This window comes from Rhizobium sp. 42MFCr.1, from assembly GCF_000377185.1.
GTDB classification, from domain to species: domain Bacteria; phylum Pseudomonadota; class Alphaproteobacteria; order Rhizobiales; family Rhizobiaceae; genus Rhizobium; species Rhizobium altiplani.
The window spans coordinates 134,732-159,127 of sequence record NZ_KB897819.1 but is presented as its reverse complement, the minus strand read 5'-3'; the positions used below and the strand labels follow the sequence as shown (position 1 = coordinate 159,127).

23 protein-coding genes are annotated in these 24,396 nt (G+C 60.8%); 15 read left to right on the top strand and 8 right to left on the bottom strand.

The genetic code is table 11. The features are described from left to right. Positions 1–344 precede the first annotated feature (344 nt). Positions 345–1,076: an SH3 domain-containing protein gene (locus tag C934_RS0103140; protein ID WP_018855249.1), complete on the top strand. Its 732-nt coding sequence runs from the start codon at positions 345–347 to the stop codon at positions 1,074–1,076. Positions 1,077–1,259: 183 nt separating this feature from the next. Here C934_RS0103140 and C934_RS0103130 read toward each other — a convergent pair whose 3' ends face one another. Together C934_RS0103130 and C934_RS0103125 are read right to left on the bottom strand one after the other, a co-directional pair. Next, entirely contained in the window at positions 1,260–1,442 is a 183-nt protein-coding gene (locus C934_RS0103130; protein ID WP_018855247.1) for a hypothetical protein, read from the bottom strand. Between the two features lie 169 nt (positions 1,443–1,611). Beyond that, positions 1,612–1,932: a GCG_CRPN prefix-to-repeats domain-containing protein gene (locus C934_RS0103125; RefSeq protein ID WP_026371524.1), complete on the bottom strand. Its 321-nt coding sequence runs from the start codon at positions 1,930–1,932 to the stop codon at positions 1,612–1,614. Between the two features lie 233 nt (positions 1,933–2,165). Between C934_RS0103125 and C934_RS0103120 the strand changes: the two genes are divergently transcribed. From C934_RS0103120 to C934_RS0103100, 5 genes are all read left to right on the top strand, one after another. Continuing rightward, complete coding sequence (locus C934_RS0103120) at positions 2,166–4,505, top strand: transglycosylase domain-containing protein (RefSeq protein WP_018855245.1); 2,340 nt, start codon at positions 2,166–2,168, stop codon at positions 4,503–4,505. A 236-nt stretch (positions 4,506–4,741) separates the two neighbouring features. Next, complete coding sequence (gene dnaK, locus C934_RS0103115) at positions 4,742–6,661, top strand: molecular chaperone DnaK (protein ID WP_018855244.1); 1,920 nt, start codon at positions 4,742–4,744, stop codon at positions 6,659–6,661. Positions 6,662–6,746: 85 nt separating this feature from the next. Next, entirely contained in the window at positions 6,747–7,880 is a 1,134-nt protein-coding gene (dnaJ, locus tag C934_RS0103110) for a molecular chaperone DnaJ (protein ID WP_018855243.1), read from the top strand. Between the two features lie 209 nt (positions 7,881–8,089). Then, positions 8,090–9,982, top strand: a complete 1,893-nt coding sequence (locus tag C934_RS0103105) for a TPR end-of-group domain-containing protein (RefSeq protein WP_018855242.1) — start codon at positions 8,090–8,092, stop codon at positions 9,980–9,982. 147 nt (positions 9,983–10,129) lie between these two features. Beyond that, complete coding sequence (locus C934_RS0103100) at positions 10,130–10,336, top strand: hypothetical protein (protein ID WP_018855241.1); 207 nt, start codon at positions 10,130–10,132, stop codon at positions 10,334–10,336. A gap of 10 nt (positions 10,337–10,346) precedes the next feature. Here the strand turns inward: C934_RS0103100 and C934_RS0103095 are convergent, their stop codons facing one another. Continuing rightward, positions 10,347–10,715, bottom strand: coding sequence for a helix-turn-helix domain-containing protein (locus tag C934_RS0103095; RefSeq protein WP_018855240.1), 369 nt, complete (start codon positions 10,713–10,715; stop codon positions 10,347–10,349). A gap of 318 nt (positions 10,716–11,033) precedes the next feature. On the opposite strand from C934_RS0103095, the gene mbfA reads away from it, so the two are divergent. After that, positions 11,034–12,017 carry an iron exporter MbfA gene (gene mbfA, locus C934_RS0103090; protein WP_018855239.1) on the top strand — a complete coding sequence of 328 codons (984 nt, stop codon included), beginning with the start codon at positions 11,034–11,036 and terminating at the stop codon, positions 12,015–12,017. A 154-nt stretch (positions 12,018–12,171) separates the two neighbouring features. On the opposite strand, the gene C934_RS0103085 is transcribed toward mbfA, so the two are convergent. Continuing rightward, the gene (locus tag C934_RS0103085) at positions 12,172–12,771 is read right to left on the bottom strand and encodes a transglutaminase-like cysteine peptidase (protein WP_018855238.1); all 600 of its coding nucleotides are present in this window, start codon (positions 12,769–12,771) and stop codon (positions 12,172–12,174) included. 150 nt (positions 12,772–12,921) lie between these two features. Beyond that, entirely contained in the window at positions 12,922–13,722 is an 801-nt protein-coding gene (locus C934_RS0103080) for an alpha/beta hydrolase (RefSeq protein WP_018855237.1), read from the bottom strand. A gap of 179 nt (positions 13,723–13,901) precedes the next feature. Between C934_RS0103080 and infC the strand changes: the two genes are divergently transcribed. Next, positions 13,902–14,438 (top strand): translation initiation factor IF-3, encoded by a 537-nt coding sequence (gene infC / locus C934_RS0103075; protein WP_025658610.1) that lies wholly within the window; start codon positions 13,902–13,904, stop codon positions 14,436–14,438. Between the two features lie 251 nt (positions 14,439–14,689). Here the strand turns inward: infC and C934_RS34515 are convergent, their stop codons facing one another. Beyond that, complete coding sequence (locus tag C934_RS34515) at positions 14,690–15,073, bottom strand: hypothetical protein (protein ID WP_018855235.1); 384 nt, start codon at positions 15,071–15,073, stop codon at positions 14,690–14,692. Positions 15,074–15,326: 253 nt separating this feature from the next. On the opposite strand from C934_RS34515, the gene C934_RS0103060 reads away from it, so the two are divergent. The 7 genes from C934_RS0103060 to pheT all read left to right on the top strand — a co-directional run bounded on the left by C934_RS0103060 (position 15,327) and on the right by pheT (position 22,567). After that, entirely contained in the window at positions 15,327–15,872 is a 546-nt protein-coding gene (locus tag C934_RS0103060) for a PepSY domain-containing protein (protein ID WP_026371523.1), read from the top strand. A 5-nt stretch (positions 15,873–15,877) separates the two neighbouring features. Beyond that, positions 15,878–16,543, top strand: a complete 666-nt coding sequence (locus C934_RS0103055; protein ID WP_018855233.1) for a response regulator transcription factor — start codon at positions 15,878–15,880, stop codon at positions 16,541–16,543. Further along, positions 16,540–17,892: an ATP-binding protein gene (locus C934_RS0103050; protein ID WP_018855232.1), complete on the top strand. Its 1,353-nt coding sequence runs from the start codon at positions 16,540–16,542 to the stop codon at positions 17,890–17,892. Before C934_RS0103055 ends, C934_RS0103050 begins: the two co-directional genes overlap by 4 nt. Positions 17,893–18,123: 231 nt before the next feature. After that, a complete protein-coding gene (gene rpmI, locus C934_RS0103045) occupies positions 18,124–18,327 on the top strand; it encodes a 50S ribosomal protein L35 (protein ID WP_007529267.1) in 204 nt (67 codons plus the stop codon). Between the two features lie 39 nt (positions 18,328–18,366). Next, on the top strand, positions 18,367–18,771 hold the full coding sequence (gene rplT / locus C934_RS0103040) for a 50S ribosomal protein L20 (RefSeq protein WP_007798644.1): 405 nt from the start codon (positions 18,367–18,369) through the stop codon (positions 18,769–18,771). Positions 18,772–19,045: 274 nt separating this feature from the next. Continuing rightward, on the top strand, positions 19,046–20,128 hold the full coding sequence (gene pheS, locus C934_RS0103035) for a phenylalanine--tRNA ligase subunit alpha (RefSeq protein ID WP_018855230.1): 1,083 nt from the start codon (positions 19,046–19,048) through the stop codon (positions 20,126–20,128). 15 nt (positions 20,129–20,143) lie between these two features. Next, positions 20,144–22,567, top strand: coding sequence for a phenylalanine--tRNA ligase subunit beta (pheT, locus tag C934_RS0103030; protein ID WP_018855229.1), 2,424 nt, complete (start codon positions 20,144–20,146; stop codon positions 22,565–22,567). A gap of 279 nt (positions 22,568–22,846) precedes the next feature. Here pheT and C934_RS0103020 read toward each other — a convergent pair whose 3' ends face one another. Beyond that, positions 22,847–23,206, bottom strand: a complete 360-nt coding sequence (locus C934_RS0103020) for a nuclear transport factor 2 family protein (RefSeq protein ID WP_018855227.1) — start codon at positions 23,204–23,206, stop codon at positions 22,847–22,849. A gap of 101 nt (positions 23,207–23,307) precedes the next feature. Further along, positions 23,308–24,303, bottom strand: coding sequence for an aldo/keto reductase (locus C934_RS0103015; protein ID WP_018855226.1), 996 nt, complete (start codon positions 24,301–24,303; stop codon positions 23,308–23,310). Positions 24,304–24,396 lie beyond the last annotated feature (93 nt).

The window sequence follows — 24,396 nt, the reverse complement described above, 5'->3', positions numbered from 1 at the left end:
ACTGATCGGGAAAGGTTAACCAACGGTTAACGCGGAGCCTCGATCAGGACGGTGGAAGCGGCAACGTTGCTGGCGCGCACAGCTTTCCGTCGGCTGCAATATGTTGGTTCGCACGTCGGAATGCCGAGCGCGCGTTTCAAGTAGATGTGTTGCATTTTTGAATTTTGAAGCGCCCACGCGTTCAAGTCAGGTTCATCGGCGCGGACTACAAATCATTGAAAGAAAAGGTGATTGAGCTGAAATCGGCGCGAGGCGACGAACGCCGAAGCCGTGCCCGGGCGCTTGCGCACCTTTTCGGAAAACACAAGCGGCGCGGTCTCCAGCGTCGTCAGAGGAGTTGAAACGTGAAGTCCATCTTGATGAAGGCCGCTGCAGCGGCCGCCCTCTTGCTCGCGCCGGCGATTGCCGAGGCGGCAGAGGGATATGCGACAGCCAACGTCAACATGCGGGCCGGACCAAGCACGCAATATCCCGCTGTAACCGTCATTCCGGCCGGTGAATCGGTGGAAATCCATGGCTGCCTCGCCGATGTGCCTTGGTGCGACGTGGAGTTCTACGGTGGGCGCGGCTGGGTCGCAGGTCGCTATGTGCAGGCGCTCTACCAGAGCCGTCGCGTCTATGTGGGTCCGGAATATTACCGTCCCCTCGGAATCCCGACCGTGGTCTTCAGCGTCGGAAATTACTGGGACCGCTATTACCGCGGTCGCGATTTCTATCGGGAGCGCGATCGTTGGCGTCGCAATCCTGTTTACGATCGCCCGCCCGCTGTCGTTCGCCCGGTGCGGCCGCCAGAATTCGACGGAAACCCCGGCCCCGGCCGTCCACGACCCGATTTTGATCAGGGTCCCGATCGGAGGCCCGATGGAAACCGCGGACCGGACCGTCGTCCCGAGCAACCGAATTTCGACCGCGGCCCCGGCCGCCAGGATTTCCAGGGACGGCCCCATGACAATCGTCCGGATTTCCAGCGCCCGCCGCAGGGCAACGACGATGGGAACTGGCGTCGCGGCGGTGAGGGCCGTCGTGGGCCTCCACGCTGCCCGCCGGGTGATCCGGCCTGCGGCAACCAGCAGTGACGCATCGGGGCGGCCGCGAGACCGCCCTTTATATTGGGGAGATGAGAAGGCCCGGCGCTCTGGGAGAGACACCGGGCCTGATCGCGATCGGCGCGTTTGAGGGGGAGACGGCCGACCTTTAGCGAAACGTGTAGGGCGTGTTTCGCTAGGGCGTTAATCCACCAGCTCGCTAATGGTTCCCTGTTACCAGAGAGAAACGGAACGCTGCCGACCGGCGAGGAGGTCGCGCAATTCCGCGAACGGGCCGTGAAGCATCTTCAGGCGGCTCTCTTCCATTTTTGTCAGCCGGTAGCGGCGTGCAAACTCGTGCACGTCCCAGACTTCACGCAGCTTGAATTCTTCGCTTTTGGTAATGTCGATGGTCATGGATGCCTACATATTGCGCATGCTGCGCTAATCTCAGGCGCAATTCGGCGCGTGCTATACGTCAGATTTGTGACAGTCGCAACGAATGGCAGCCATGCCAAAAAAGCGGGGCTTGGTAAACGAATTATAACAAAGCCCAGGCTGAGCGGCCCGGGCCTTGCTGTCTTAATCAGCGCCAATCGCGTCCGCGCACCCACGGTGGCGGGCGATCCCATCCGTAGGATCGCTCATAGCGCCAGTCATGGCGCGGCGGGCCGCCCCATCCGTAGCGGCGATCGGCGCGCCAGCCGTAACGCGGCGGTGGCGGTCGGTCCCAGTTCGGCCGGCAATTGCCCCACCGGGTCAGGTGATAGCCGCGCCCGCAGGCGTAATCGACGAGTACCGTATTCTTGGCCGCAACGCCGTTCAGCGGCGCGACCGGCATCGCTTCAGTCGCGGTAACGCCAAATCCACACATGGCGATCGCAGCTGCAATCATTCTCATACGCATCTCTGCACCTCTGTTATGCAAGTCCCTTGCACATGGATTAGAGAGCCGGTTCGGTGAACGGGGGCTGAACCAAATTTGACATTGTTGGGGCAAGGGCGGGCCGGTCTAGCCACTTCTTAACCACCCCTTAAATCGCCGCATTTAAAGTTCAACCGGGCGGAGAACCGTTTGGCAAAGCACGGTTTCTGCGGCGTCGCCGCGCAAGGAGCGAAGAAGGGGCGTACCGGTACTAGATGGCGGGCAGAGGCAAATCACGCGACAGGATCGAACCTTCCTTCGGCGGTCGCGACGACCGCGACGATGATGACGATTTTTCGCTCGACGCCGATGACCGTGTCGTCAGGGGACGTTCGACCAAGCGATCGCCGTCAAAATCGTCTCGCGCGCGCCAACCCGAAAGACGCAGACGTGGTCGTCGCGAACGCGAGGGTGGAAGCTTCTTCGGCTTCATTCGTCGCATCCTCTACTGGTGCATCGTTTTCGGCATCTGGGCCGGGATCGGCGTGGCTGGCCTCGTCGTCTACTACGGGTCGCGCATGCCGAGCGCCAGCACCTGGGCCATTCCGGATCGCCCGCCGAACGTCAAGATAACTGCCGTCGATGGCAGCGTCATCGCCAATCGCGGCACGACGGGCGGCGAAGCGCTCGCGCTCGAAGACATGTCGCCCTACATCCCGGAAGCGATCGTCGCCATTGAAGACCGCCGCTTCTATTCGCATTTCGGCGTGGATCCCCTTGGCCTCGCACGCGCCCTCGTCACCAACCTGACGACCGGCCACATGGTTCAGGGCGGCTCGACGCTGACACAGCAGCTTGCAAAGAACCTTTTCCTGTCGCCGGACCGCACGCTTGAGCGTAAGGTGCAGGAAGTCCTGCTCGCGCTATGGCTGGAGCAGAAATACACCAAGGACCAGATCCTTGCGATGTACCTCAACCGCGTCTTCTTCGGCTCGAACGCCTATGGCGTCGAAGCGGCCTCGCGTCGCTACTTCAACAAGTCCGCACGCGACGTGAACCTCGGTGAAGCAGCCCTTCTTGCCGGACTCGTCAAGGCGCCGTCGCGGCTGTCGCCGGCGCGCGATCCCGAGGCCGCCAATGCCCGCGCGCAGGTGGTCCTGCAGACGATGCGCGAGCAAGGCTATATCACCGACGACGAGGTGAAGACCGCGATGTCGCAGACGCCAGCCAAGGCGAAGCGCTACTGGTCGGGCGCCGGCCACTATGTCGCGGATATGGTCATGGACCAGCTCCCTGGCCTGATCGGCGACGTCAAGGAAGACATCGTCGTCGATACGACGATCGACAAGACGCTGGAGAAGCGCGCGGAGCAGTCGCTGAACGATGTGCTCGGCAAGGACGGCGCCAAGCTCGATACGTCGCAGGCAGCCCTGGTTTCACTCGATGGCACCGGCGCAATCCGCGCGCTCGTCGGCGGCAGGGATTATGCCGACAGCCAGTTCAACCGCGCCGTCACCGCCAAGCGCCAGCCGGGCTCGTCCTTCAAGCCGTTCGTCTATGCAGCGGCGTTGGAAAAAGGTCTGACGCCGTTTTCGGTGTTCAACGACGCGCCGATCCGCATCGGCGATTGGACGCCTGAGAACTACGAGAAGAAGTACAATGGCGAAGTGACGCTCGCGACGGCGCTTGCAAAGTCGCTGAACACCGTCGCGGCCCAGTTGGTCATGTATGACGGGCCGGACCAGGTGATCAAGCTCGCGCACCGCCTCGGCATCGAATCGGAACTGCAGCCCAATGCCTCGATCGCTCTTGGTACGTCGGAAGTGTCGCTGACCGAGCTCACCGGCGCCTATGCCGCCTTCATGAATGGCGGCTACAAGGCGACGCCGCATGTGATCCGACGCGTAACGACGGCTGACGGCAGCAAGGTGCTCTACGAAAATACCTACGACAACCCGCCCCGTGTCCTGTCGGAGGCGATTGCCGCCAACATGAACACGATGATGATGGGCGTCATCAACCAGGGAACGGGCAAGAGCGCCAAGCTTTCCGGTTGGCAGGCCGCGGGCAAGACCGGCACGACCCAGAATTCGCGCGACGCGCTCTTCGTCGGCTTCACCAGCAACCTCACAACCGGCGTCTGGTTTGGCAACGACGATGGCAAGCCGATGAAGAAGGTGACGGGCGGCGGCTTGCCGGCCAAGGCCTGGCAGGAATTCATGGTCGCCGCGCACAAGGGACTGTCGCCGGCGCCACTGTTCGGCAACGGGCAATTCATGGCTGATCCGGCAGCCAATCCCGGCTTCGGCGACCAGCCGATGGCGTCTGCGGAGCCCGGTATGGCGCCGCCGCTTGAAGAGCCGACGACAATCGGCAGCATTCTCTCCGGTGTCTTTGGTGAAAGCGCCGAGCGCTATCCACAGGCGAATGACCGGCCAAGACGCCAGCCGATCGCCCCGGTCAATGGCGGTCCGGTGCCGCCCGCCGACATCGCCGATGACGGTGGTTATGGCTACGGTGATGCGCTGCCGCCGGGTGATATTGGCGAGCCTGAACCGTCGCCGGCGCACCATCGGAAACGGACGACCTTGCTTGACTTGATCATGGGACAATAGTCGACGGGTTTTGGCCAGAAAAACGCCATCGTCCTGTGCGTGCCAAAATTAGCTGTTGGGCGCTTTTTTTGCCGGTTTTCTGGCTAGTTCTCGCCTTGCAGTCCCGAAAACCGCTCCTTATATACGCGGCATCACCGCAATCACGATTGCGTTAATCTTAAAGACCCATCCCGTAAGGGGCTGTCAGGGAAATGCCTTCTCGGGGTTCCGACAGCTTGCTTCAAGGAGAGAATGACATGGCAAAAGTAATTGGTATCGACCTCGGAACGACAAATTCCTGCGTCGCTGTCATGGACGGCAAGGACGCGAAGGTCATTGAGAACGCCGAAGGTGCGCGCACGACGCCTTCGATCGTAGCATTTTCCGAAGATGGCGAACGCCTCGTCGGTCAGCCGGCCAAGCGCCAGGCAGTCACCAACCCCACGGATACGCTGTTCGCAGTGAAGCGCCTCATCGGCCGCCGCTACGACGATCCGACGGTTGAAAAGGACAAGGCTCTCGTTCCTTTCGAGATCACCAAGGGCGACAACGGCGACGCATGGGTCAAGGCCCGCGGCACCGGCTATTCGCCTGCCCAGATCTCCGCGATGATCCTTCAGAAGATGAAGGAAACCGCTGAATCCTATCTCGGTGAAAAGGTCGAAAAGGCCGTCATCACCGTTCCCGCATACTTCAACGACGCACAACGCCAGGCAACCAAGGATGCCGGCAAGATCGCTGGCCTCGAAGTTCTGCGCATCATCAACGAGCCGACGGCGGCAGCCCTTGCCTACGGTCTCGACAAGAAGGACGGCAAGACCATCGCCGTTTACGACTTGGGTGGCGGTACCTTCGATATCTCGATCCTCGAAATCGGCGACGGCGTCTTCGAAGTGAAGTCCACCAACGGCGATACCTTCCTCGGCGGTGAAGACTTCGACATGCGTCTCGTCGAATACCTCGTTGCCGAGTTCAAGAAGGACAACGGCATCGACCTCAAGGGCGACAAGCTGGCTCTGCAGCGCCTCAAGGAAGCTGCCGAAAAGGCAAAGATCGAACTGTCGTCCTCGCAGCAGACCGAAATCAACCTGCCGTTCATCACCGCTGATGCAACCGGCCCGAAGCACCTGACGCTGAAGCTGACCCGCGCCAAGCTCGAAAGCCTGGTCGAGGATCTGATCCAGCGCACGATCGCACCGTGCAAGGCTGCTCTCAAGGATGCCGGCGTCACGCCAGCCGAGATCGACGAAGTCGTTCTCGTCGGTGGCATGAGCCGCATGCCGAAGGTCCAGGAAGTCGTCAAGCAGCTGTTCGGCAAGGAGCCACACAAGGGCGTCAACCCTGACGAAGTCGTGGCACTCGGCGCAGCCATCCAGGCTGGCGTTCTGCAGGGCGACGTCAAGGACGTTCTGCTTCTCGACGTAACCCCGCTGTCCCTCGGCATCGAGACCCTCGGTGGCGTCTTCACCCGTCTGATCGAGCGTAACACGACGATCCCGACGAAGAAGTCGCAGACCTTCTCGACCGCCGACGACAACCAGCAGGCCGTCACCATCCGCGTTTCGCAGGGCGAGCGCGAAATGGCTGCCGACAACAAGCTGCTCGGTCAGTTTGACCTCGTTGGCCTGCCGCCGGCACCGCGTGGCGTTCCGCAGATCGAAGTCACCTTCGACATCGACGCGAACGGCATCGTGCAGGTTTCGGCCAAGGACAAGGGCACCGGCAAGGAACAGCAGATCCGTATCCAGGCTTCTGGTGGTCTCTCCGACGCCGACATCGAAAAGATGGTCAAGGACGCCGAAGCCAATGCCGAAGCCGACAAGAAGCGCCGCGAGGCCGTGGAAGCCAAGAACCAGGCTGAAAGCCTGATCCACTCCACGGAAAAGTCGCTGAAGGATTATGGTGACAAGGTTTCCGAGGCCGACCGCACCGCGATCTCCGATGCGATCGCTGCTCTGAAGTCTGCCGTCGAAGCAACCGAGCCGGATGCTGAAGACATCAAGGCAAAGACCCAGACCCTCATGGAAGTCTCCATGAAGCTCGGTCAGGCGATCTACGAAGCACAGCAGGCTGAAGGCGGTGCGGCAGCAGACGCATCCGCGGAAGCCGGCGACGACAATGTCGTCGATGCCGACTACGAAGAAGTCAAGGACGACGACCGCAAGAAGTCCGCCTAAGCGAGACGAGACGGTCTAGCTTGAAACTGACGTTCCGGCTGCCCACCACGGCAGCCGGAAAACCATTTCCGGGGTCTAATCCTTAATGGCAAAAGCCGATTTTTACGAAACGCTGGGTGTCGCCAAGACGGCGGACGAAAAAGAGCTGAAAAGCGCCTTCCGCAAACTCGCCATGAAGTACCATCCGGACAAGAATCCGGGCGACCACGACGCCGAGCGCAAGTTCAAGGAAATCAACGAAGCCTACGAAATGCTCAAGGATCCGCAGAAGCGTGCGGCCTATGACCGATATGGTCACGCTGCCTTCGAGCATGGCGGCATGGGCGGCGGCGGCATGGGCGGCGGCTTTGGCGGCGGCGGATTTTCCGACATTTTCGAGGATATCTTCGGCGAGATGATGGGCGGCGGCCGCCAGCGGCAGCGCTCTTCGGGCGGCCGCGAGCGTGGCGCCGATCTTCGCTACAACATGGAAATTTCGCTGGAGGAGTCCTTCTCCAGCAAGACGGCGCAGATCCGCGTGCCAACTTCGATCACTTGCGACGTCTGCTCCGGCTCGGGTGCGAAACCCGGCACGCAGCCGAAGACCTGCGGCACTTGCCAGGGCTCGGGTCGCGTGCGCGCTGCCCAGGGCTTCTTCTCGATCGAACGGACCTGCCCGACCTGTCATGGTCGTGGCACGATCATTCCCGATCCGTGCACGAAGTGCCATGGCCAGGGCCGCGTCACCGAAGAGCGTTCGCTGTCCGTGAACATTCCGGCCGGTATCGAAGACGGCACCCGCATCCGCCTGCAGGGCGAGGGCGAAGCCGGCATGCGCGGCGGTCCGGCGGGCGATCTTTACATCTTCCTGTCGGTGAAGCCGCATGAGTTTTACCAACGTGACGGCGCCGACCTCTACTGCACCATTCCGATCTCGATGACGACGGCGGCACTCGGCGGCACCTTTGACGTGGCGACGCTCGATGGCACGAAGTCGCGTGTGACGGTGCCCGAAGGCACGCAGGCCGGCAAGCAGTTCCGCCTGAAGGGCAAGGGCATGCCGGTGCTGCGTTCGCCGCAGACGGGCGACCTCTATATCCAGATCCAGATCGAGACTCCACAGAAGCTGACAAAGCGCCAGCGCGAACTTCTCCAGGAGTTCGAGCAGCTCTCCTCGAAGGAGAACAATCCGGAATCGACCGGGTTCTTCGCGCGCATGAAGGAATTCTTCGAGGGCTGATCGACCCTATATGAAATGTAACAAAGGCCCGATTGCTGCTGCAGCCGGGCCTTTGTTGTTTGCTTCGTCAGGTCGCCTACGCAGGGTTGTCTCAACGTTCGAACGTCAAAAACACCTTATTATCCCGGGTCGACCGAATGAATGGTGGGACATTGAGATAATAAAAGGCTAAATTAGTGTGACGAAAACCGTATAGCGTCGAGGGACACTTGGAACGCCGTCTCGCAGCCATCCTCGCAATCGACATCGTCGGCTACGGCCGGTTGATGGGCATAGATGAATCCGGAACGCTAAGTGCGGTGAAAACCTGCCGCACGGAGCTGCTCAATCCGAAGATTGCACAGCACCGCGGACGCATCGTCAAGCTGACCGGCGATGGCATGCTGGCGGAATTCTCCAGCATCGTGAATGCTGTCGCCTGCGCCGATGAGGTGCAGCGAGAGGCCGCGCAACGAAACCTGTCGGTGCTCGAAGACAAACGTATCGAATTTCGGATCGGCATCCATCTCGGCGACGTCATTGTCGAGGAGGGCGATATCTTCGGGGACGGCGTCAATGTTGCTGCGCGGCTGGAGGCGCTGGCTGAGCCAGGAGGCATTGCCGTTTCGGCCACCGTCAAGGACCATGTCGGCTCACGGCTCGACCTGTCCTTCGAGGATCGCGGGGAACACCGCCTCAAGAACATCAAGGAACCGGTCCGGGTCTATATGATTTCGCCGCAGCGGGCGCTGCCACTGAAAGTGAACAAGGCGGCTTTGACCGCAGCCCGAAAAAAGCACAAGCAGCTTGTCGCCGTGCTGCCCTTCACTAACATGAGCGGCGATGCCGAGCAGGAGTATTTTTCCGACGGCATCACCGAGGACATCATCACCGACCTCTCGAAGGTGTCGAACCTCTACGTGGTCGCCCGCAACACCGCCTTCACCTACAAGGGCAAGTCCGTGCAGGTGAAGCAGGTGGCGTCGGAACTCGGTGTCGACTTCGTTCTCGAGGGGAGCGTGCGCAAGGTCGGCCAGCGCGTCCGCATCACCGGACAGCTGATCGATGCGAGAAATGGCGGGCACCTTTGGGCGGACCGCTTCGATCGCGACCTCACCGATATTTTCGCGATCCAGGACGAGATCACCCACGCAATCGTCGATCAACTCAAGATCAAGCTGCTACCCGAGGAGAGGCAGGCGATCGCAGCCGAGCCGACAAGCAATGTCGAGGCCTACACCTATTATCTGCGTGGACGACAGCTGTCTCACACCTGGACAAGGCCCTATCTACTTCTGGCCCGGCGCATGTTTGCAACGGCCGTTGCGTTGGATCCGGAATATGCCCGTGCCTATGCCGGCATGGCGGATTGCGAGTCGGCGCTGCGCGATTGGCATGCGGGTGAGTTTACACTGCAGGGGATACTCAATCTGAGTGCCAAGGCGCTGGCGCTCGATCCGAATCTTGCCGAGGCGCATGCGTCGCGCGGACTGGCGCTGCACCAGGACGGGCGAGACGAGGAGGCTCTTGTCGAGTTCGAAAAGGCGCTGGCGCTGGAGCCCGATCTCTATGAAGCGAATTTCCACTATGGTCGCTTCCTTTTCATGGAGGGCAAGTTCGAGGGGGCTATCACCTTCTTCACTAGGGCGGCCGAGATCCGCCCCGACGACTATCTCTCGCCCATTCATCTGATGAGCGCATGCCGGTCGCTTGGTCTCGAGGAGGAGCGAGCGCATTGGGCGCGCGTCTGCATCGAGCGTGCGGAAGAGGCCTTGGAGCGGCATCCGGAAAACTCGGGGCCGGCCCATCGCGGTGCGCTCGCATTGGCTCACATGGGCGATGCGGAACGCGCTAAGGAGTGGGTCAAGCGCGCGCAGATGATTGATCCGGATGACATCGTTGCGCAATACAACATCGCGTGTGTCTATGCTTTGTTGGACGAATGCGACGCCGCACTCGATCTGTTGGAAGAACTGCTGCCGCAATCGTCCTGCTATCACATCCTATGGTTCAAGCATGATTCGGACCTCGATTCGGTGCGCGATCACCCGCGGTTCGAGAAAATGCTGGATGCGATCGCGGCATGCTCGGCCTCGCTGGAGTACCGGGTCGCGTCAGAATAGCGCCGGCGCTTGCCGGGTGTTCCATTATGAAACAAGCAAAAATGCACGTCTGCCTTGCGTTAACGCAGGCAGTGAATGCCGCTTTGCAAATAGAAGCAAAGCGGCCAGTATCCTTTCGGGGATCAACCAAAAACAAGGGCAACTTCCATGACGGCAGCAGCCACTTCTTTTTCTTTGCAGTCCGATGATGTCGATGTGCTCGCCGGCGCGCTCTATTCCTGGTGTGCCGAGCGCAACATCAAGCTGCGCAGCCAGCAGGGACTTTCCATCGCGAGCATCGCGATCGATCTCTACCATGCTGGCCATCGGACGCAGGACGACTTGCTCATCGCGCTTCACGCGTGCGAGCACTGACCGACAGGGTTCAGCGCAAAGCCTCGATGTAGCTTTCACCGGTCATGATCGACAAGATGGTCTTGACGGCCTCCTTGCCTGCCGCAGAGCGAAGCTTGTCATAGTGCAGGGCAAGCTCATAGGCTTCGGGGCTCAGCCCTGGCCGCGCTGATCCGTCAGACGGGTTGGCGCCCTCGAACAGTTCCGAAATATCAACGCCCAGAAAAACCGCGATCTGGTGAAGCTTGCTTGCGGATACGCGGTTGGTGCCTTTCTCGTATTTCTGAATTTGTTGAAAAGTCAGCCCCAGCGCCTCGCCCAGTTCCAGCTGCGATATGCGTCGTTTGGCCCTCAGTGTCCGTACATTTTTACCAACAATAATATCTACCGGATCTGGCACCGTTATGTTCCCTTATAAATGCAATCAATACGCATAGTACTATGCCCGCCTTCCATAATATCTCAATCCCATGAGTTGTAAATTTCAACCCGCTTTTGTTATGGTTTTTTGCCCAATAATCATACACTTTCGGCGTAGATGTAGACTGTAGCGTGCACGTTATTTCCGATGCCAGCTAAAGGCGGTGCACGTACGCGAAGCTGTGCGTCGTTTTACTTGCCGCGGCCATGCGTCAATTCACTGGCTTCCATGCCTGTGAAAACTTGACCGACGCGCCGGCAGCCTCTATTTTAGAATAATTCTAAAATTGAGGTTGTCATGCTGTCCAGGCTTTTTTGGTCATCCAAGCGCTCGTTCGATTCTTTGTCGGAACAGGAAATACTCGCACTCGCCATTGGGGCCGAAGAGGAGGACGCGCGCATCTATCTCGCCTACGCCGACATGCTGCGCAGCAACTATCCCGCGTCCGCTAAAATTTTCGAAGAGATGGCCGAGGTCGAGGACACCCATCGCAAGTCCCTGATCGAAATCTATCGCCAGCGGTTCGGTGAACGCATCACGCTCATTCGCCGGGAACATGTTCAGGGTTTCTATGAGCGCAAACCCGACTGGCTGCGACGCAACCTGTCGCTCGAGAAAATCCGCGGTGAAGCCGAAGCGATGGAGCAGCAGGCCTATCGCTTCTATGTCGAAGCGGCACGGCGCGTCACGGACGCGCAGACCCGGCAGTTGCTCGGTGACCTCGCCTTGGCGGAGCAGGGCCATGAGGACATTACTCACATGCTTGTCGACAAGCACACGCCGGCCGACGTCAAGGCGGAGGAAGATCACGCTGCCCGCCGCCAACTGGTGCTCACCTATGTGCAACCCGGCCTTGCCGGCTTGATGGATGGCTCGGTATCGACCTTGGCGCCGATCTTCGCAGCCGCCTTTGCGACCCAGAACACCTGGCAGACCTTCCTTGTCGGCATGTCCGCCTCGGTTGGCGCCGGCATCTCGATGGGCTTCACAGAAGCGGCACATGACGACGGCAAGATTTCAGGCCGCGGATCGCCGATCAAGCGCGGCATCGCCTGCGGCGTCATGACCGCGCTTGGCGGTCTCGGCCACACCTTGCCCTATCTCATCCCGTACTTCTGGATCGCAACGACGATGGCCGTGATCATCGCGATCTTCGAACTCTGGGCGATTGCCTTCATCCAGAACAGATTTATGGAAACGCCATTCCTGCGCGCTGCCTTCCAGGTGGTCGTGGGCGGCGGTCTCGTTCTCGGTGCCGGCATTCTGATCGGCAATGGATAAAGCGAGCTCCGGCACTACGGAGCGATCGACGCGGTGAATTGATCTGGCGCGCGAATGCACAGGCGATGCGCCGGAATGACGCGCTAGACTAACTGGCGTCGTGCATAAAAAAGGCCGGCGTTTCGCCGGCCTTTTTCGTTCAATCTACTATCGCTTATCGCAAAGCACCGACCAGAACGTCGCGGCCATTTTCGATGGTGACCCAGCGACCGGCATTGTTGCTCGACTGGCGCTTGATGAAGGAGTAGGGCGTGTCGAACCATGGCTTGATGTTGGACGCCAGGTTGTCGAGCACGAAGTCGCCGTTGCTGGTGCGCAGCGTCAGCACGGCATGACCTTCGCCATCGGGCTTGCGGACCACCGTGAGAAGAAGATTAGCCGGCGAAATTCCGCGCTGTATCAGGATGCGGCGCTTCAGCAGGGCGAAGTCCTCGCAGTCGCCTGCGGTCGTCGGATAAGCCCAGACCTCATCCTTGCCGTAGATTTCCTTGTCGGTCATCGGCGTGATGTTGTTGTTGACCATCGTGTTGACGGACCGCACCATTCCCCATTTCCCTTCCGACATCTCGGCCGGCGAGACGTTGCGGTTTGGGCCGCATTCATTGCGATGGCTCTGGCAGAAGTCGTAATGGCCGATCGGCTGGGACGTCGCAGCGCCGGTAACCATCGAGAGATTGTTGGTGGAAGCCGGCGTTGCGGCTGTAGACATAGCAAACATGGCCATCATGGCCACGACGAAACCCTTGATCCGCACGCCCGCTGTTCCCTTGCATCGCCCATGTATTGTTAACAAAAAGTTAACGGACGGAGGCTCGGAGAGTCAATCGTTACTTCTGGGGAAGGTGCCACTACCCGCCAATATGGTTAAAATCCGTTAGGATTTGGCACACATGGATCGTTTGGCCTAGCGGATAAGCCCTTTGACGGCGGCGAGCATGCGCTCGATGTCCTGGGGCCGCGACAGCCGGTGATCGCCATCACGCACGAAGGTCAGCACGACGTCGTCGGCGGGGAGATGCTCCACGAGCTTCATAGCGTGCTGATAGGGAACGTCCGGATCCTTCATCCCCTGCAGGATATGGACCGGGCAGCCGGTCTCGATGATGCCGTTGAGCACGCTGTTGTCGCGCCCGTCCTCTATCAGGGTTCGCGTATAGATGTTTGGCTCGGGGCTGTAGGCCGACCGCTCTTCGAAGTAGCCGCGCTCGGCCAGCGAGGCCTTCTCCTTCTTCGTGAGGTTCGGCTCGATCAGATCGGAGGTGAAGTCGGGAGCCGGCGCAATCAGCACCATGCCCGCGAGCTTCGGCCCGTCCTGCCGCTTGGCGAGTTCCTGCGCCAGCCTGAGCGCAATCCATCCGCCCATCGACGAGCCGACGACGAGGATGCGCTCGGGCGCCGCGTGGAGGATTACCGCAAGCGCCTCCTCGAGCCAGCGCGAGATCGTCCCGTCGGTGAATTTGCCGCCGGACAGGCCGTGGCCGGAATAGTCGAGGCGCAGGCAGGCAAGGCCGTTTTCGGCCGCGAACCTGTCCAGCTCCACCGCCTTGCTGCCGCTCATGTCAGAGCGGTATCCGGAGAGCCAGACGAGGGTTGGGCCGGCCGTTTGGCCAGGTTGGCTACGCGCAATATAGGCGATCTCGCGCGCAGCTTCGCCCTGTCCGACGGTAAGATATTGTTGGTTGTAAGTGAGATTTGCGTCAGACATCGCGGAACTCCAGTTGTTTTGGCCTATAAAACAGATTCTTGACAGGCTGACAGCAGGTGATTTTTCCGCTAAAGGATGGTACCGACTCCGTTGCAGCAATGGTGAAACGACATTTGTACTTCCGTCATCGGGAGTGCCCGGGCTGCAGCGATCCGAAACAACGCGAGGAGAATACGACCATTCGCAGACCCTTTAAAGCCGACGCGCCCGTAAAGGAAGGGCCGCGCTCGAACCGGGAAATTCGCATCCCCCGAGTTCAGCTGATTGATGCTGAAGGACAGAACTTGGGTGTTGTGCCCACCGACCAGGCCCTGAAAATGGCTGAGGAAGCCGGCCTCGACCTGGTGGAAATCTCCCCCAATGCCGAACCGCCTGTATGCAAGATCCTCGATCTGGGCAAGCTGAAATATGCCAACCAGAAGAAGGCTGCCGAGGCGCGCAAGAAGCAGAAGATTGTCGAAGTTAAAGAGATCAAGATGCGCCCTAACATCGACACCCATGACTATGAGGTGAAGATGAAGGCGATGGGCCGTTTCTTTGAAGACGGTGACAAGGTCAAGGTGACATTGAAGTTCCGCGGCCGTGAAATGGCGCACCAGGAACTTGGTATGAAGCTGCTGCAGCAGGTGAAGGCCGACACGACCGAATATGCCAAGGTCGAAGCCGAGCCCAAGCTCGAAGGCCGCCAGATGATGATGGTACTCGCGCCGAAGTGAGGCGCGTCGCCACTCTCCAATCAAAGCCGTCCGTAAGGGCGGCTTTTGTATTTTGGGGCTGTGGTCGGACCAATCTGACAGGATGCTGACAAACGCACTCAACAGTCTGTCAGAGAGACTTTGGCAATCTGTTCTCAACAAGAAGAGAGCAGAAGGCAAAGATCATGAAAAAGACCATTTCACACGCGTTATTGGCTTCCGTCGCCGCAATCACGGTGACCTTGTCGCTCCCGACAATGCAGACGTTCACGTCAGGCCATTTTTCGTCGTTGGCATTCGCTCGCGGCGGCAGCGATGATGGCGGTGGAAGCAGCAGCAGCGGCAACAGTGGATCCAGCCATAGCGGTGGCAGTGATGACAACAGCGGCAGCGGGCGTGGCGGTGATGATCATAGCGGTCGCAGCGGTCATGACGACGGCGATGACGATCACGGCCGTGGACGTGGACGCGATGACGGAGCCAACCATGACGCCAATGACGACAATCCTGGCGAGCACCGCGGCGGCCGCAACGACAATCGCCCGGAAGTGACCCTTTCGGTGTCCGAAGCGAGCCTGACGGGACTGCTGAACGGTTCGCTTGTCGCCGTCGATCAACTCGGCCGGCGCCTCGAGGTCGAGGTTGAGCTTGAGCATGGGGCACACGAGGTGATCGCGCATCCTCACAGAGGTGACTTTATTCGAAATCCTGGCGCAATCACCAGCGTCAACATACTTCCCGCTTCGGCGCAATAATCTGCCCGGCGCGGTCTTCCGGCCACCCCTTCGGAAGAAGGAACTCCGCCGCGCCCCGGCGGAGTTCCTGGTTTATCGGAGCCTTGTCTGGTCGCGATAAAGTGTTCAGTGTAGGTTCCGCGATTGCAGAAGCATTGAGGTACATTGAAGTTCAATGAATAGAAGCCGTCGCAGTTTCATGACGATGTTGATGCTGGCCATAGCGCTCTCTGCGGCCGGCCCGATGTTCGTTTCCCATGCTGAGGCCAAGGATGGTGGCAGCGATGATGGCGGCGGCAGCAGCGGTGGGAGCGGTTCGAGCGGAGGCAGCGGCTCGTCGGGCTCTGGTTCGTCCGGATCCTCGGGTTCCAACTCGGGCAGCGGCAGTTCCAATTCCGGTCGTGGCGGCCACGACGATCACGGGGATGATGACGGCGGCGACGACCACGGCGGAGGCGGAGGCGGCGGTAGCAGCGGCCGCGGCAGTGGCGGCCGGAACACCGATTCCGATCGCGCGCGCGACGCCGTTCGCGAGGGCCGGATCCTGCCGCTGAAGACCGTTCTGCAGCGGATCGACGCAAAACGCTACGGTCGGGTCATCGACGTCAATCTCCATCGATCCATGTTCGGCGATGTGTATCAAGTGAAAGTTCGCGACGGGACGGGCGCGATCAGGACATTGCGAGTCGACGCCCGCAACGGAGCATTGCTGGGAGGGTAGGGGCTATGCGTATCCTGTTGGCGGAGGACGATCCCAATATTTCCGGCCATGTGGTCGAACAGCTTGGGCGGGAAGGCTATCGCGTCGAGGTATTTGCAAGCGGGCCTGCTGTATGGGAAGAGGGCGAGACGGGCGATTACTCAGCCATCATCCTAGACCTCGGATTGCCCGGCATGGATGGCCTGTCGATCCTGAAACGCTGGCGCGGCGCGGGCATCAACACGCCGGTTCTTGTTCTCACTGCCCGCGGCTCGTGGATGGAGCGTGTCGACGGCTTTGATGCGGGAGCCGATGACTATCTGCCGAAGCCGTTTCGTACCGAGGAGCTGCTGGCTCGCCTGAGAGCGCTCCTGCGGCGCACCGGCGCCATCGCATCGCGCGTCAAATCCGCCAACCGCTTCACTCTCGATGAAAGCGCAAGGCGCGTCACCTTCGATGGACGCGAACTTGATCTCAGTCCGCTCGAATACCGGATGATAGCGCTTTTCATCGGCAAGCCCGGTGAGGTCCTGAGCCCGACCGAACTGGCGAGCCAGGTTCAGGGCCGTGATGACGATGCCGCCAAGAATGCCGTGGAAGCTATGGTGGCGCGGCTGCGCAAGAAGACGGACAGCGACGCCATCGAGACCCGGCGCGGCTTCGGCTATGTTCTTCCGGGGCGACCTCGGTGATCCACTCGCTGCATTTTCGCCTCGCTGCCGGAGCGCTTGTCGCGATCGCGCTGGCGTTGATGCTCGTCTGGGCGGTGCTTAGCCACCTGTTCGCGGATTATCTGGCCGACCAGTATTCCAACGAAATGACGTCGGTGATGGATTCGCTGGCGGCGCGGCTCAGCGTGGAGAATGGCGCTCTTGAATTGAAGAACGAGCCTGCCGACTCGCGCTTCCAGATCCCCGCCGGCGGCCGCTACTGGCAGATCTCTCCCGATGGCAACGAGGAGCCGCTGCGGTCTCGCTCGCTGTGGGACGAGGAGATCACCGCGGATGACCTGTCGAAGGACATGTATTGCGGGTTCCGGGAAACGGACGGGCCGGATGGCTCGCCGCTGCTGGTGTCGATGAAGACGATGGCGCTTGGCGAAGGCGCCGCAAAGAAGAATTTCACCGTCTATGCGGCTTTCTCCAAGCCCGAGATGGAAGCGGCGCTTGAAAGCTATCACCGGCCGTTGCGGCTGATGCTGCTTTCGACCGGCGGCATGCTGCTCCTCGCGGCGTTCTTGCAGGGGTGGGTGGGCTTGCGCCCGCTGGTGCGGCTTCGCGAGCGCGTTGCGGATATCAGGGCCGGCCGCAGCTCACATATCGGCACGCAGGGGCCGAGCGAGGTCAAGCCGCTGGTTCGTGAAATCAACCTGCTGCTCAGCGAGCGGGAGACGGCGATCGAGCGCGCCCGCGCGCGTGCCAGCGACCTCGCCCATGGTTTGAAAACGCCTCTCACGGTGCTGTCTCACCTGGTTGAAGCCTTGCCCGAGGACCAGCGCGAAACGGCTCTGCAACAGATCGAGCTGGTCCGCCAGCGCGCCGACCGACAACTGCAGGCCGCCCGCATGGGAGTGGAGCAAATGGCCACGACGTCGCTGCTCGGCATTGCAGGAAAGCTCGTCAATGTGCTGACGCCTTTCACCGAAGAGAAAGGGATCGACTGGCATCTCGATATCGACCCCGCCCTGACGGTTCAGGCGGACCCCGCGGACATCGCCGAGGCACTCGGCAACGTACTCGACAATGCCGTGCGCTTTGCCAGAACGCGCATCGATCTTTCCGCCGGTCGCTTACAGGATGATGTCGTGCTCAGCGTTTCCGACGATGGACCCGGCGCCGATCCTGGTAGCTACGACCTGATGCTGAAGCGCGGTGTCAGGATCGATGAAGGCACGGCAGGAACTGGGTTAGGGCTGGCGATCTCGGGCGATATCCTTGAGGCTTACGGCGGCAGGCTCGATCTTTCCGCCTCGCGGTGGGGCGGGCTGCAGGTGAAACTGATGCTTCCGGCCATGGCGAGCCGGCCTCCCGCCATTGCTTAGAAGATTCATTGGCCGCCCCGTTGCACTTTTATGACGCTGCGGTTATAAGCGCGCGTCCGAACTGACCGGCAGGGCATGCCGTGGCGGTTTCGAATGCTTGCGGAACGGTTCATCACCGGAGCCGCAGATCAACAACAAACGCTCCCGCACCTTGTTGCGACGGCCGGAAACCGGGCATCGCAAGAAGGCTTCTTTGATGAAGAGCAGGGGGTCCAGAAACGGAGTAGCAAAATGCCCAAGATGAAGACGAAGTCTGCTGCCAAGAAGCGGTTCAAGATCACCGCGACCGGCAAGGTCAAGGCTGCAGCTGCTGGCAAGCGCCATGGCATGATCAAGCGTACCAACAAGTTCATCCGCGATGCACGTGGCACGATGGTTCTCGCAGAACCCGATGGCCGCAAGGTCGTGAAGAACTACCTGCCGAACGGTCTCTAAGACTATTCCGCGAACGCTTTAGATTAAGGAGATCATGAAATGGCACGTGTAAAAAGAGGCGTTACCGCCCACGCCAAGCACAAGAAGGTTCTGAAGGCCGCTAAGGGCTTTTACGGCCGTCGCAAGAACACCATCCGCGCTGCGAAGGCTGCTGTCGATCGTTCGAAGCAGTACGCTTACCGCGACCGCAAGATCAACAAGCGCAACTTCCGCGCCCTCTGGATCCAGCGCATCAACGCCGCTGTCCGCGAATTCGGCCTGACCTACGGCCGCTTCATCGACGGCCTGAACAAGGCTGGCATCGAAGTCGACCGTAAGGTTCTCTCCGACATGGCAATCCATGAGCCTGAAGCATTCGGTGCACTCGTTGCTGCCTCCAAGAAGGCTCTCGAGTACCTGAAGGACGCCGGTACGAAGAACGAGTTTGAAGCAGCCGTCAACTAAGCCGGCGCTGTCAGAGCTTTTGCTTCGATGATTTAGGACCCGCGCTGGCCAGGCTTGCGCGGGTTCTTTGCATTTGGCGCGATGGCGATTGAGACGGCATTGCCCGCGATGGGCCGTTCCTCTCTCGACGTCGCGGGCTTTTTGTGGTGTGCCCGGTTGATTGGCCGCGTGCACATGGGTAGTGATCTGCGACGCTTCATCGTGGCGCTTGAGCTATTCGATGCATGTTTTCGTGAATTATCGACAAGACTGACGCCCTGTGAGGCAGGAAAAGATGACCGAACTCGAAACCCTGGAAAAGCAACTTCTGTCTGATGTGGCAGCCGCTGCCGACGAGCCGGCGATCGAAGCCGTGCGTGTTGGCGCGCTCGGCAAGAAGGGTTCGGTCTCCGAGCTCCTGAAGACGCTCGGTGCAATGACGCCGGAAGAGCGCCAGACGCGCGGCGCTGCCATCAACGCACTGAAGAACGCCGTCACCGACGCAATCACCGACCGCAAGGCGGAGCTGAAGAAGGCCGCGATCGATGCGCGCCTGAAGGCCGAGACGGTCGACGTCAGCCTGCCGGTACGCTCTTCGCCAGCCGAGCGCGGCCGTATCCATCCGATCAGCCAGATCATCGACGAAATCACCGCGATCTTCGGCGACATGGGTTTCTCGATCGCCGAAGGTCCGGATGTCGAGACCGACTACTACAATTTCACGGCGCTGAACTTCCCGGAAGGCCACCCGGCCCGCGAGATGCACGACACCTTCTTCTTCAATCCGGATGAAAACGGTGAGCGCAAGGTGCTGCGCACGCACACCTCGCCGGTACAGGTGCGCACCATGGAAGCGCAGAAGCCGCCGATCCGCATCATCATCCCCGGCAAGACCTACCGCCAGGATTCGGACGCCACGCACTCGCCGATGTTCCACCAGGTCGAAGGCTTGGTCGTCGACAAGAAGGCGAATGTCGCCAACATCCGCTGGGTGCTCGAAGAGTTCTGCAAGTCCTTCTTCGAGGTCGACAGTGTGACGATGCGCTTCCGCCCGTCCTTCTTCCCGTTCACCGAGCCGTCCTTCGAAGTCGACATCCAGTGCGACCGCTCCGGTCCGATCGTCAAGTTCGGCGAAGGCACCGACTGGATGGAGATCCTTGGCTGCGGCATGGTGCATCCGAACGTGCTCCGCGCCGGCGGTCTCGATCCCGATGAATACCAGGGCTTTGCCTGGGGCATGGGCCTCGACCGCATCGCCATGCTGAAATACGGCATGCCTGATCTGCGCGACTTCTTCAACGCCGACGTCCGCTGGATGACCCATTACGGCTTCCGCCCGCTCGACATGCCGACGCTGTTCGGCGGCCTGAGCGCGTAAGGGAGGATAGAGATTATGAAGTTCACACTCTCCTGGCTGAAGGATCATCTGGAAACGGATGCGACCCTCGATGAAATCTGCACCCGCCTGACCGAGATCGGGCTCGAGGTCGAGGACGTCGATGACAAGGCGGCGTTCAAGCCCTTCGTCATCGCCAAGATCCTGACCGCCGAGAAACACCCACAGGCCGATCGCCTCAAGGTTCTCTCCGTCGATACCGGCAAGGGCGCCCCCGTCCAGGTCGTCTGCGGCGCTCCCAATGCGCGCGCCGGCTTGATCGGCGCCTTCGCGGCCCCCGGCACCTATGTTCCCGGCATCGACGTGACGCTCACCGTCGGCAACATCCGCGGCGTCGAAAGCCACGGCATGATGTGTTCAGAGAAGGAGCTGCAGATCTCCGACAGCCACGATGGCATCATCGATCTCCCCGAGGATGCGCCGGTTGGTGAAAGCTACGCCGCCTACGCGCATCTCGACGATCCCATGATCGAGATCAACCTGACGCCGAACCGTCCGGATTGCACTTCGATCTACGGCATCGCGCGTGACCTGGCTGCTTCCGGCCTCGGCACGCTGAAGACACGCCCGGCACCGTCCTTCACTGTTGAAGGCGAGACGCCGGTGAGGCTGACGCTCGACCTTGACGATCCGAAGCTCTGCCCGGGCTTTGCGCTGCGTCTCGTACGCGGCGTCAAGAACGGCCCGAGCCCGAAATGGGTGCAACAGCGTCTGCTCGCTATCGGTCTTCGCCCGATCAACGCGCTCGTCGATATCACCAACTACATGACCTTCGACCGGGGTCGCCCGATGCACGTCTTCGACGCCGCCAAGGTCAAGGGCAACCTGACCGTCCGTCGCGCCAAGGACGGCGAGACGGTGCTTGCGCTCGATCAGCGCGAGTACAAGCTTGGGCCGAATAATGTCGTGATCGCCGATGCCGATGGCATCGAGTCGATTGGCGGCATCATGGGCGGCGAGCATTCCGGCTGCGACGAGAACACCACCGACGTCTTGATCGAGAGCGCTCTCTGGGATCCAATGAACATCGCGAAATCAGGCCGCGGCCTCGGCATCATCACCGATGCCCGCTACCGCTTCGAGCGCGGGGTCGATCCGGAGTATATGGTTCCCGGTCTCGAGCGCACCACCGAGCTGGTGCTCGAATTCTGCGGCGGCACGGCCGCCAAGGCAGAGGTCGTCGGCTACATGGGTTATGACGCAAAGATCGTCGACTTCCCCTTCTCCGAGGTCAAGCGCCTGACGGGTCTTGAGGTTTCCACGCAGGAAAGCACCGAGATCCTGACGCGCCTCGGCTTCAAGGTTACCGGTTCGGGCGAACGCGTTTCCGTCGCCGTTCCCTCCTGGCGTCCCGATGTCGATGGCAAGGCCGACCTCGTCGAAGAGGTCATGCGCATCCACGGCGTCGACAACATCAAGCCGGCGCCGTTGGAAAGCCATGCAGCCGTCAACGGCAGGATCCTGACGACGCTGCAGATCCGCACTCGCATCGCCAAGCGCGCGCTTGCCTCGCGCGGCATGCTGGAAGCCGTCAATTGGTCGTTCATCTCAGAGGATCAGGCAAAGCTCTTCGGCGGCGGCTTGCCGGCACTCAAGCTTGCCAACCCTATTGCTGCCGATATGTCCGACATGCGCCCCTCGCTGCTCCCCGGCCTGCTGACGGCTGCCCAGCGGAATGGCGACAAGGGCTATGGCGACGTTGCGATCTTCGAGGTGTCCGGCACCTATGAGAACGACCGGCCGGAAGGCCAGCGCCGCGTTGCCGGCGGCGTCCGTCGCGGCACGGCATCGATGTCAGGCGCAGGCCGCATGTGGTCGAACGCTGCCAAGGGCGGCGGCAAGCCGGTGGACGTCTTCGACGCCAAGGCCGATGCGCTGGCCGTGATCGAAGCCTGCGGCCTGCCGATGGGCAACATCCAGATCGAGCAGGGCGGTCCCGAATGGTTCCACCCCGGCCGGTCCGGTACGATCAAGATGGGTCCGAAGGTCGTGCTCGGCTATTTCGGCGAGTTCCATCCCTCGACGCTGGAAGCGCTCGATGTCTCGGGCGCGCTCTGCGGCTTCGAGGTCTATGTCGACGCCATGCCCGAGCCGAAGAAGAAAGCCACCCGCACCAAGCCGGCGCTGGAACTGTCTGCCTTCCAGGCCGTCAAGCGCGACTTTGCCTTCGTCGTCGACAAGTCGGTGGAAGCCGGCGCGATCATCAAGGCCGCGACCGGTGCCGACCGCAAGCTGGTCACATCAGTCAATGTCTTCGACATCTTCGAGGGTCCGTCACTCGGTGAAGGCAAGAAGTCGGTAGCGATCGAAGTGCAGATCCAGCCGGTCGAGCGCACGCTGACCGACGAGGATTTCGAGGCGCTGACTGAGAAGATCGTTGCCAGCGTGACGAAGTTCACCGGTGGTGTTCTCAGAGCCTGAGGCCAAGATCTCCCTTAGCAAAGGGCCGGCGATCATTTCGCCGGCTCCGACTGCTGACGAAGTGTTCTTTTTGCGGAACGTTCGGTTTCTCCGTCATGCCGGCCTTGTGCCGGCATCCAGCGGCACCGCGCCTGTGGTGCGAAAGGCCTTTTGCGCGCAAGGACTTGCGCGCGCTGGACCCCGGCTCATCGGCCGGGGTGACGACGGAGAGAGCTTCCATCCCAATATGCTATAAGGCTTTGTCAGCAAGCTGGGCCGGCGATCGTCTCGCCGGCTTTTTTATGTGTGGAGATAGTAGAGCTTGTTGACGATCGTCCAGCGGCCGTCGATTTTCAGCATCGAGAGGTAATCGGTGAAGCGCATGCCGGCGAAATCGTCGCTGACCTTCACGCACGCCGCATCGCCGACGATGTCAAGCATCTGGATGTCCATGTGCGGCTGGGTTGTGGGTGGTGCCGAACCTTCGGCGACGATCGCGGCAATGAATTCTTCCCGGTTCAGCCACTCGACCGCGTTCTCGTAGTGCCCGATGATGTCGCACTGCGGATGGAAGGCCTTCCGCAATGCAGCTTCGTTGGCGAAGGTCATGCCCTCGACGTAGAGATGGACGACTGCTTCGATTGCCTGCTGGTCCGACATGTCTCACCTCGCCAGGAACATGCCCAATAGCATAGTGCAGCGAATGGGTGCGGCAAGATCGCCGGATGCGGCAGGGGGCAATCGATGCCTCCGCCTTTCGGCTAGAGGTTGGTCATCGCGAGCGACGCGTCGGAGTAGCGCTTGCCGGCAATCTTATCGAGCGAGATGGTCTCCGTCAGTTCGGTCAGCTCCGTCTTGCTCAGCACGATATCGGCTGCGGCGGCGTTCTGCTCGAGATGGTTCACCTTGCGAGCGCCCGGGATCGGCACGATGTCGTCGCCCTGGTGCAGGACCCAGGCGAGCGCCAGCTGTGCGGTGGTCACGCCCTTCTCCTTAGCGAGTGCCTCGAGCTTGGCCACGAGCGCGACATTGGCGTCGAAATTGTCCGACTGGAAGCGCGGCAGCTGGCGCCGGAAATCGTCGGCGCCAAGATCCTCCGGCTTCTGGATCGCGCCCGTCAGAAAGCCACGGCCAAGCGGGCTATAGGGCACGAAGCCGATCCCGAGTTCGCGGCAGGTGTGGAGAACGCCGTTTTCCGGGTCGCGGGTCCAGAGCGAATATTCGCTCTGCAGTGCTGCGATGGGGTGGACGGCATGGGCGCGGCGGATCGTGGCGCTGCCGGCTTCCGAAAGGCCGAGTGCGCGAACCTTGCCTTCGCGTACCAGCTCGGCCATTGCGCCGACGGTCTCCTCGATCGGCACATTGGGGTCGACACGATGCTGGTAGAAAAGGTCGATCGTTTCGACGCCGAGCCGTTTCAGAGAGGCTTCTGCCACTCGCTTCACGTTTTCCGGGCGGCTGTCGACCCCGGTCAGGGCTGCGGCGCCGGATTTATTCGGATCCAGCTTGAAGCCGAACTTGGTGGCGATGACGACGCGGTCGCGCACGGGCTTCAATGCCCGGCCGAGGAGCTCTTCATTGGTGTAGGGGCCGTACATTTCGGCCGTGTCGAAGAAGGTGATACCGAGATCGACGGCACGGTTCAGCGTCCTGATCGACTCGTTTTCGTCACTGGCGCCATAGGCGAAGCTCATGCCCATGCAGCCGAGGCCGACGGCAGAGACTTCAAGGTCGTTTCCGAGTTTGCGGGTTTTCATGCGGGGCTCCTTTGTGAGCGAAAGGTCAAACCACGGTCGATGCCGGGTACTGATGAAACCTAGCGCCCCATCAGCCTTCAAAAAATAGGTGCA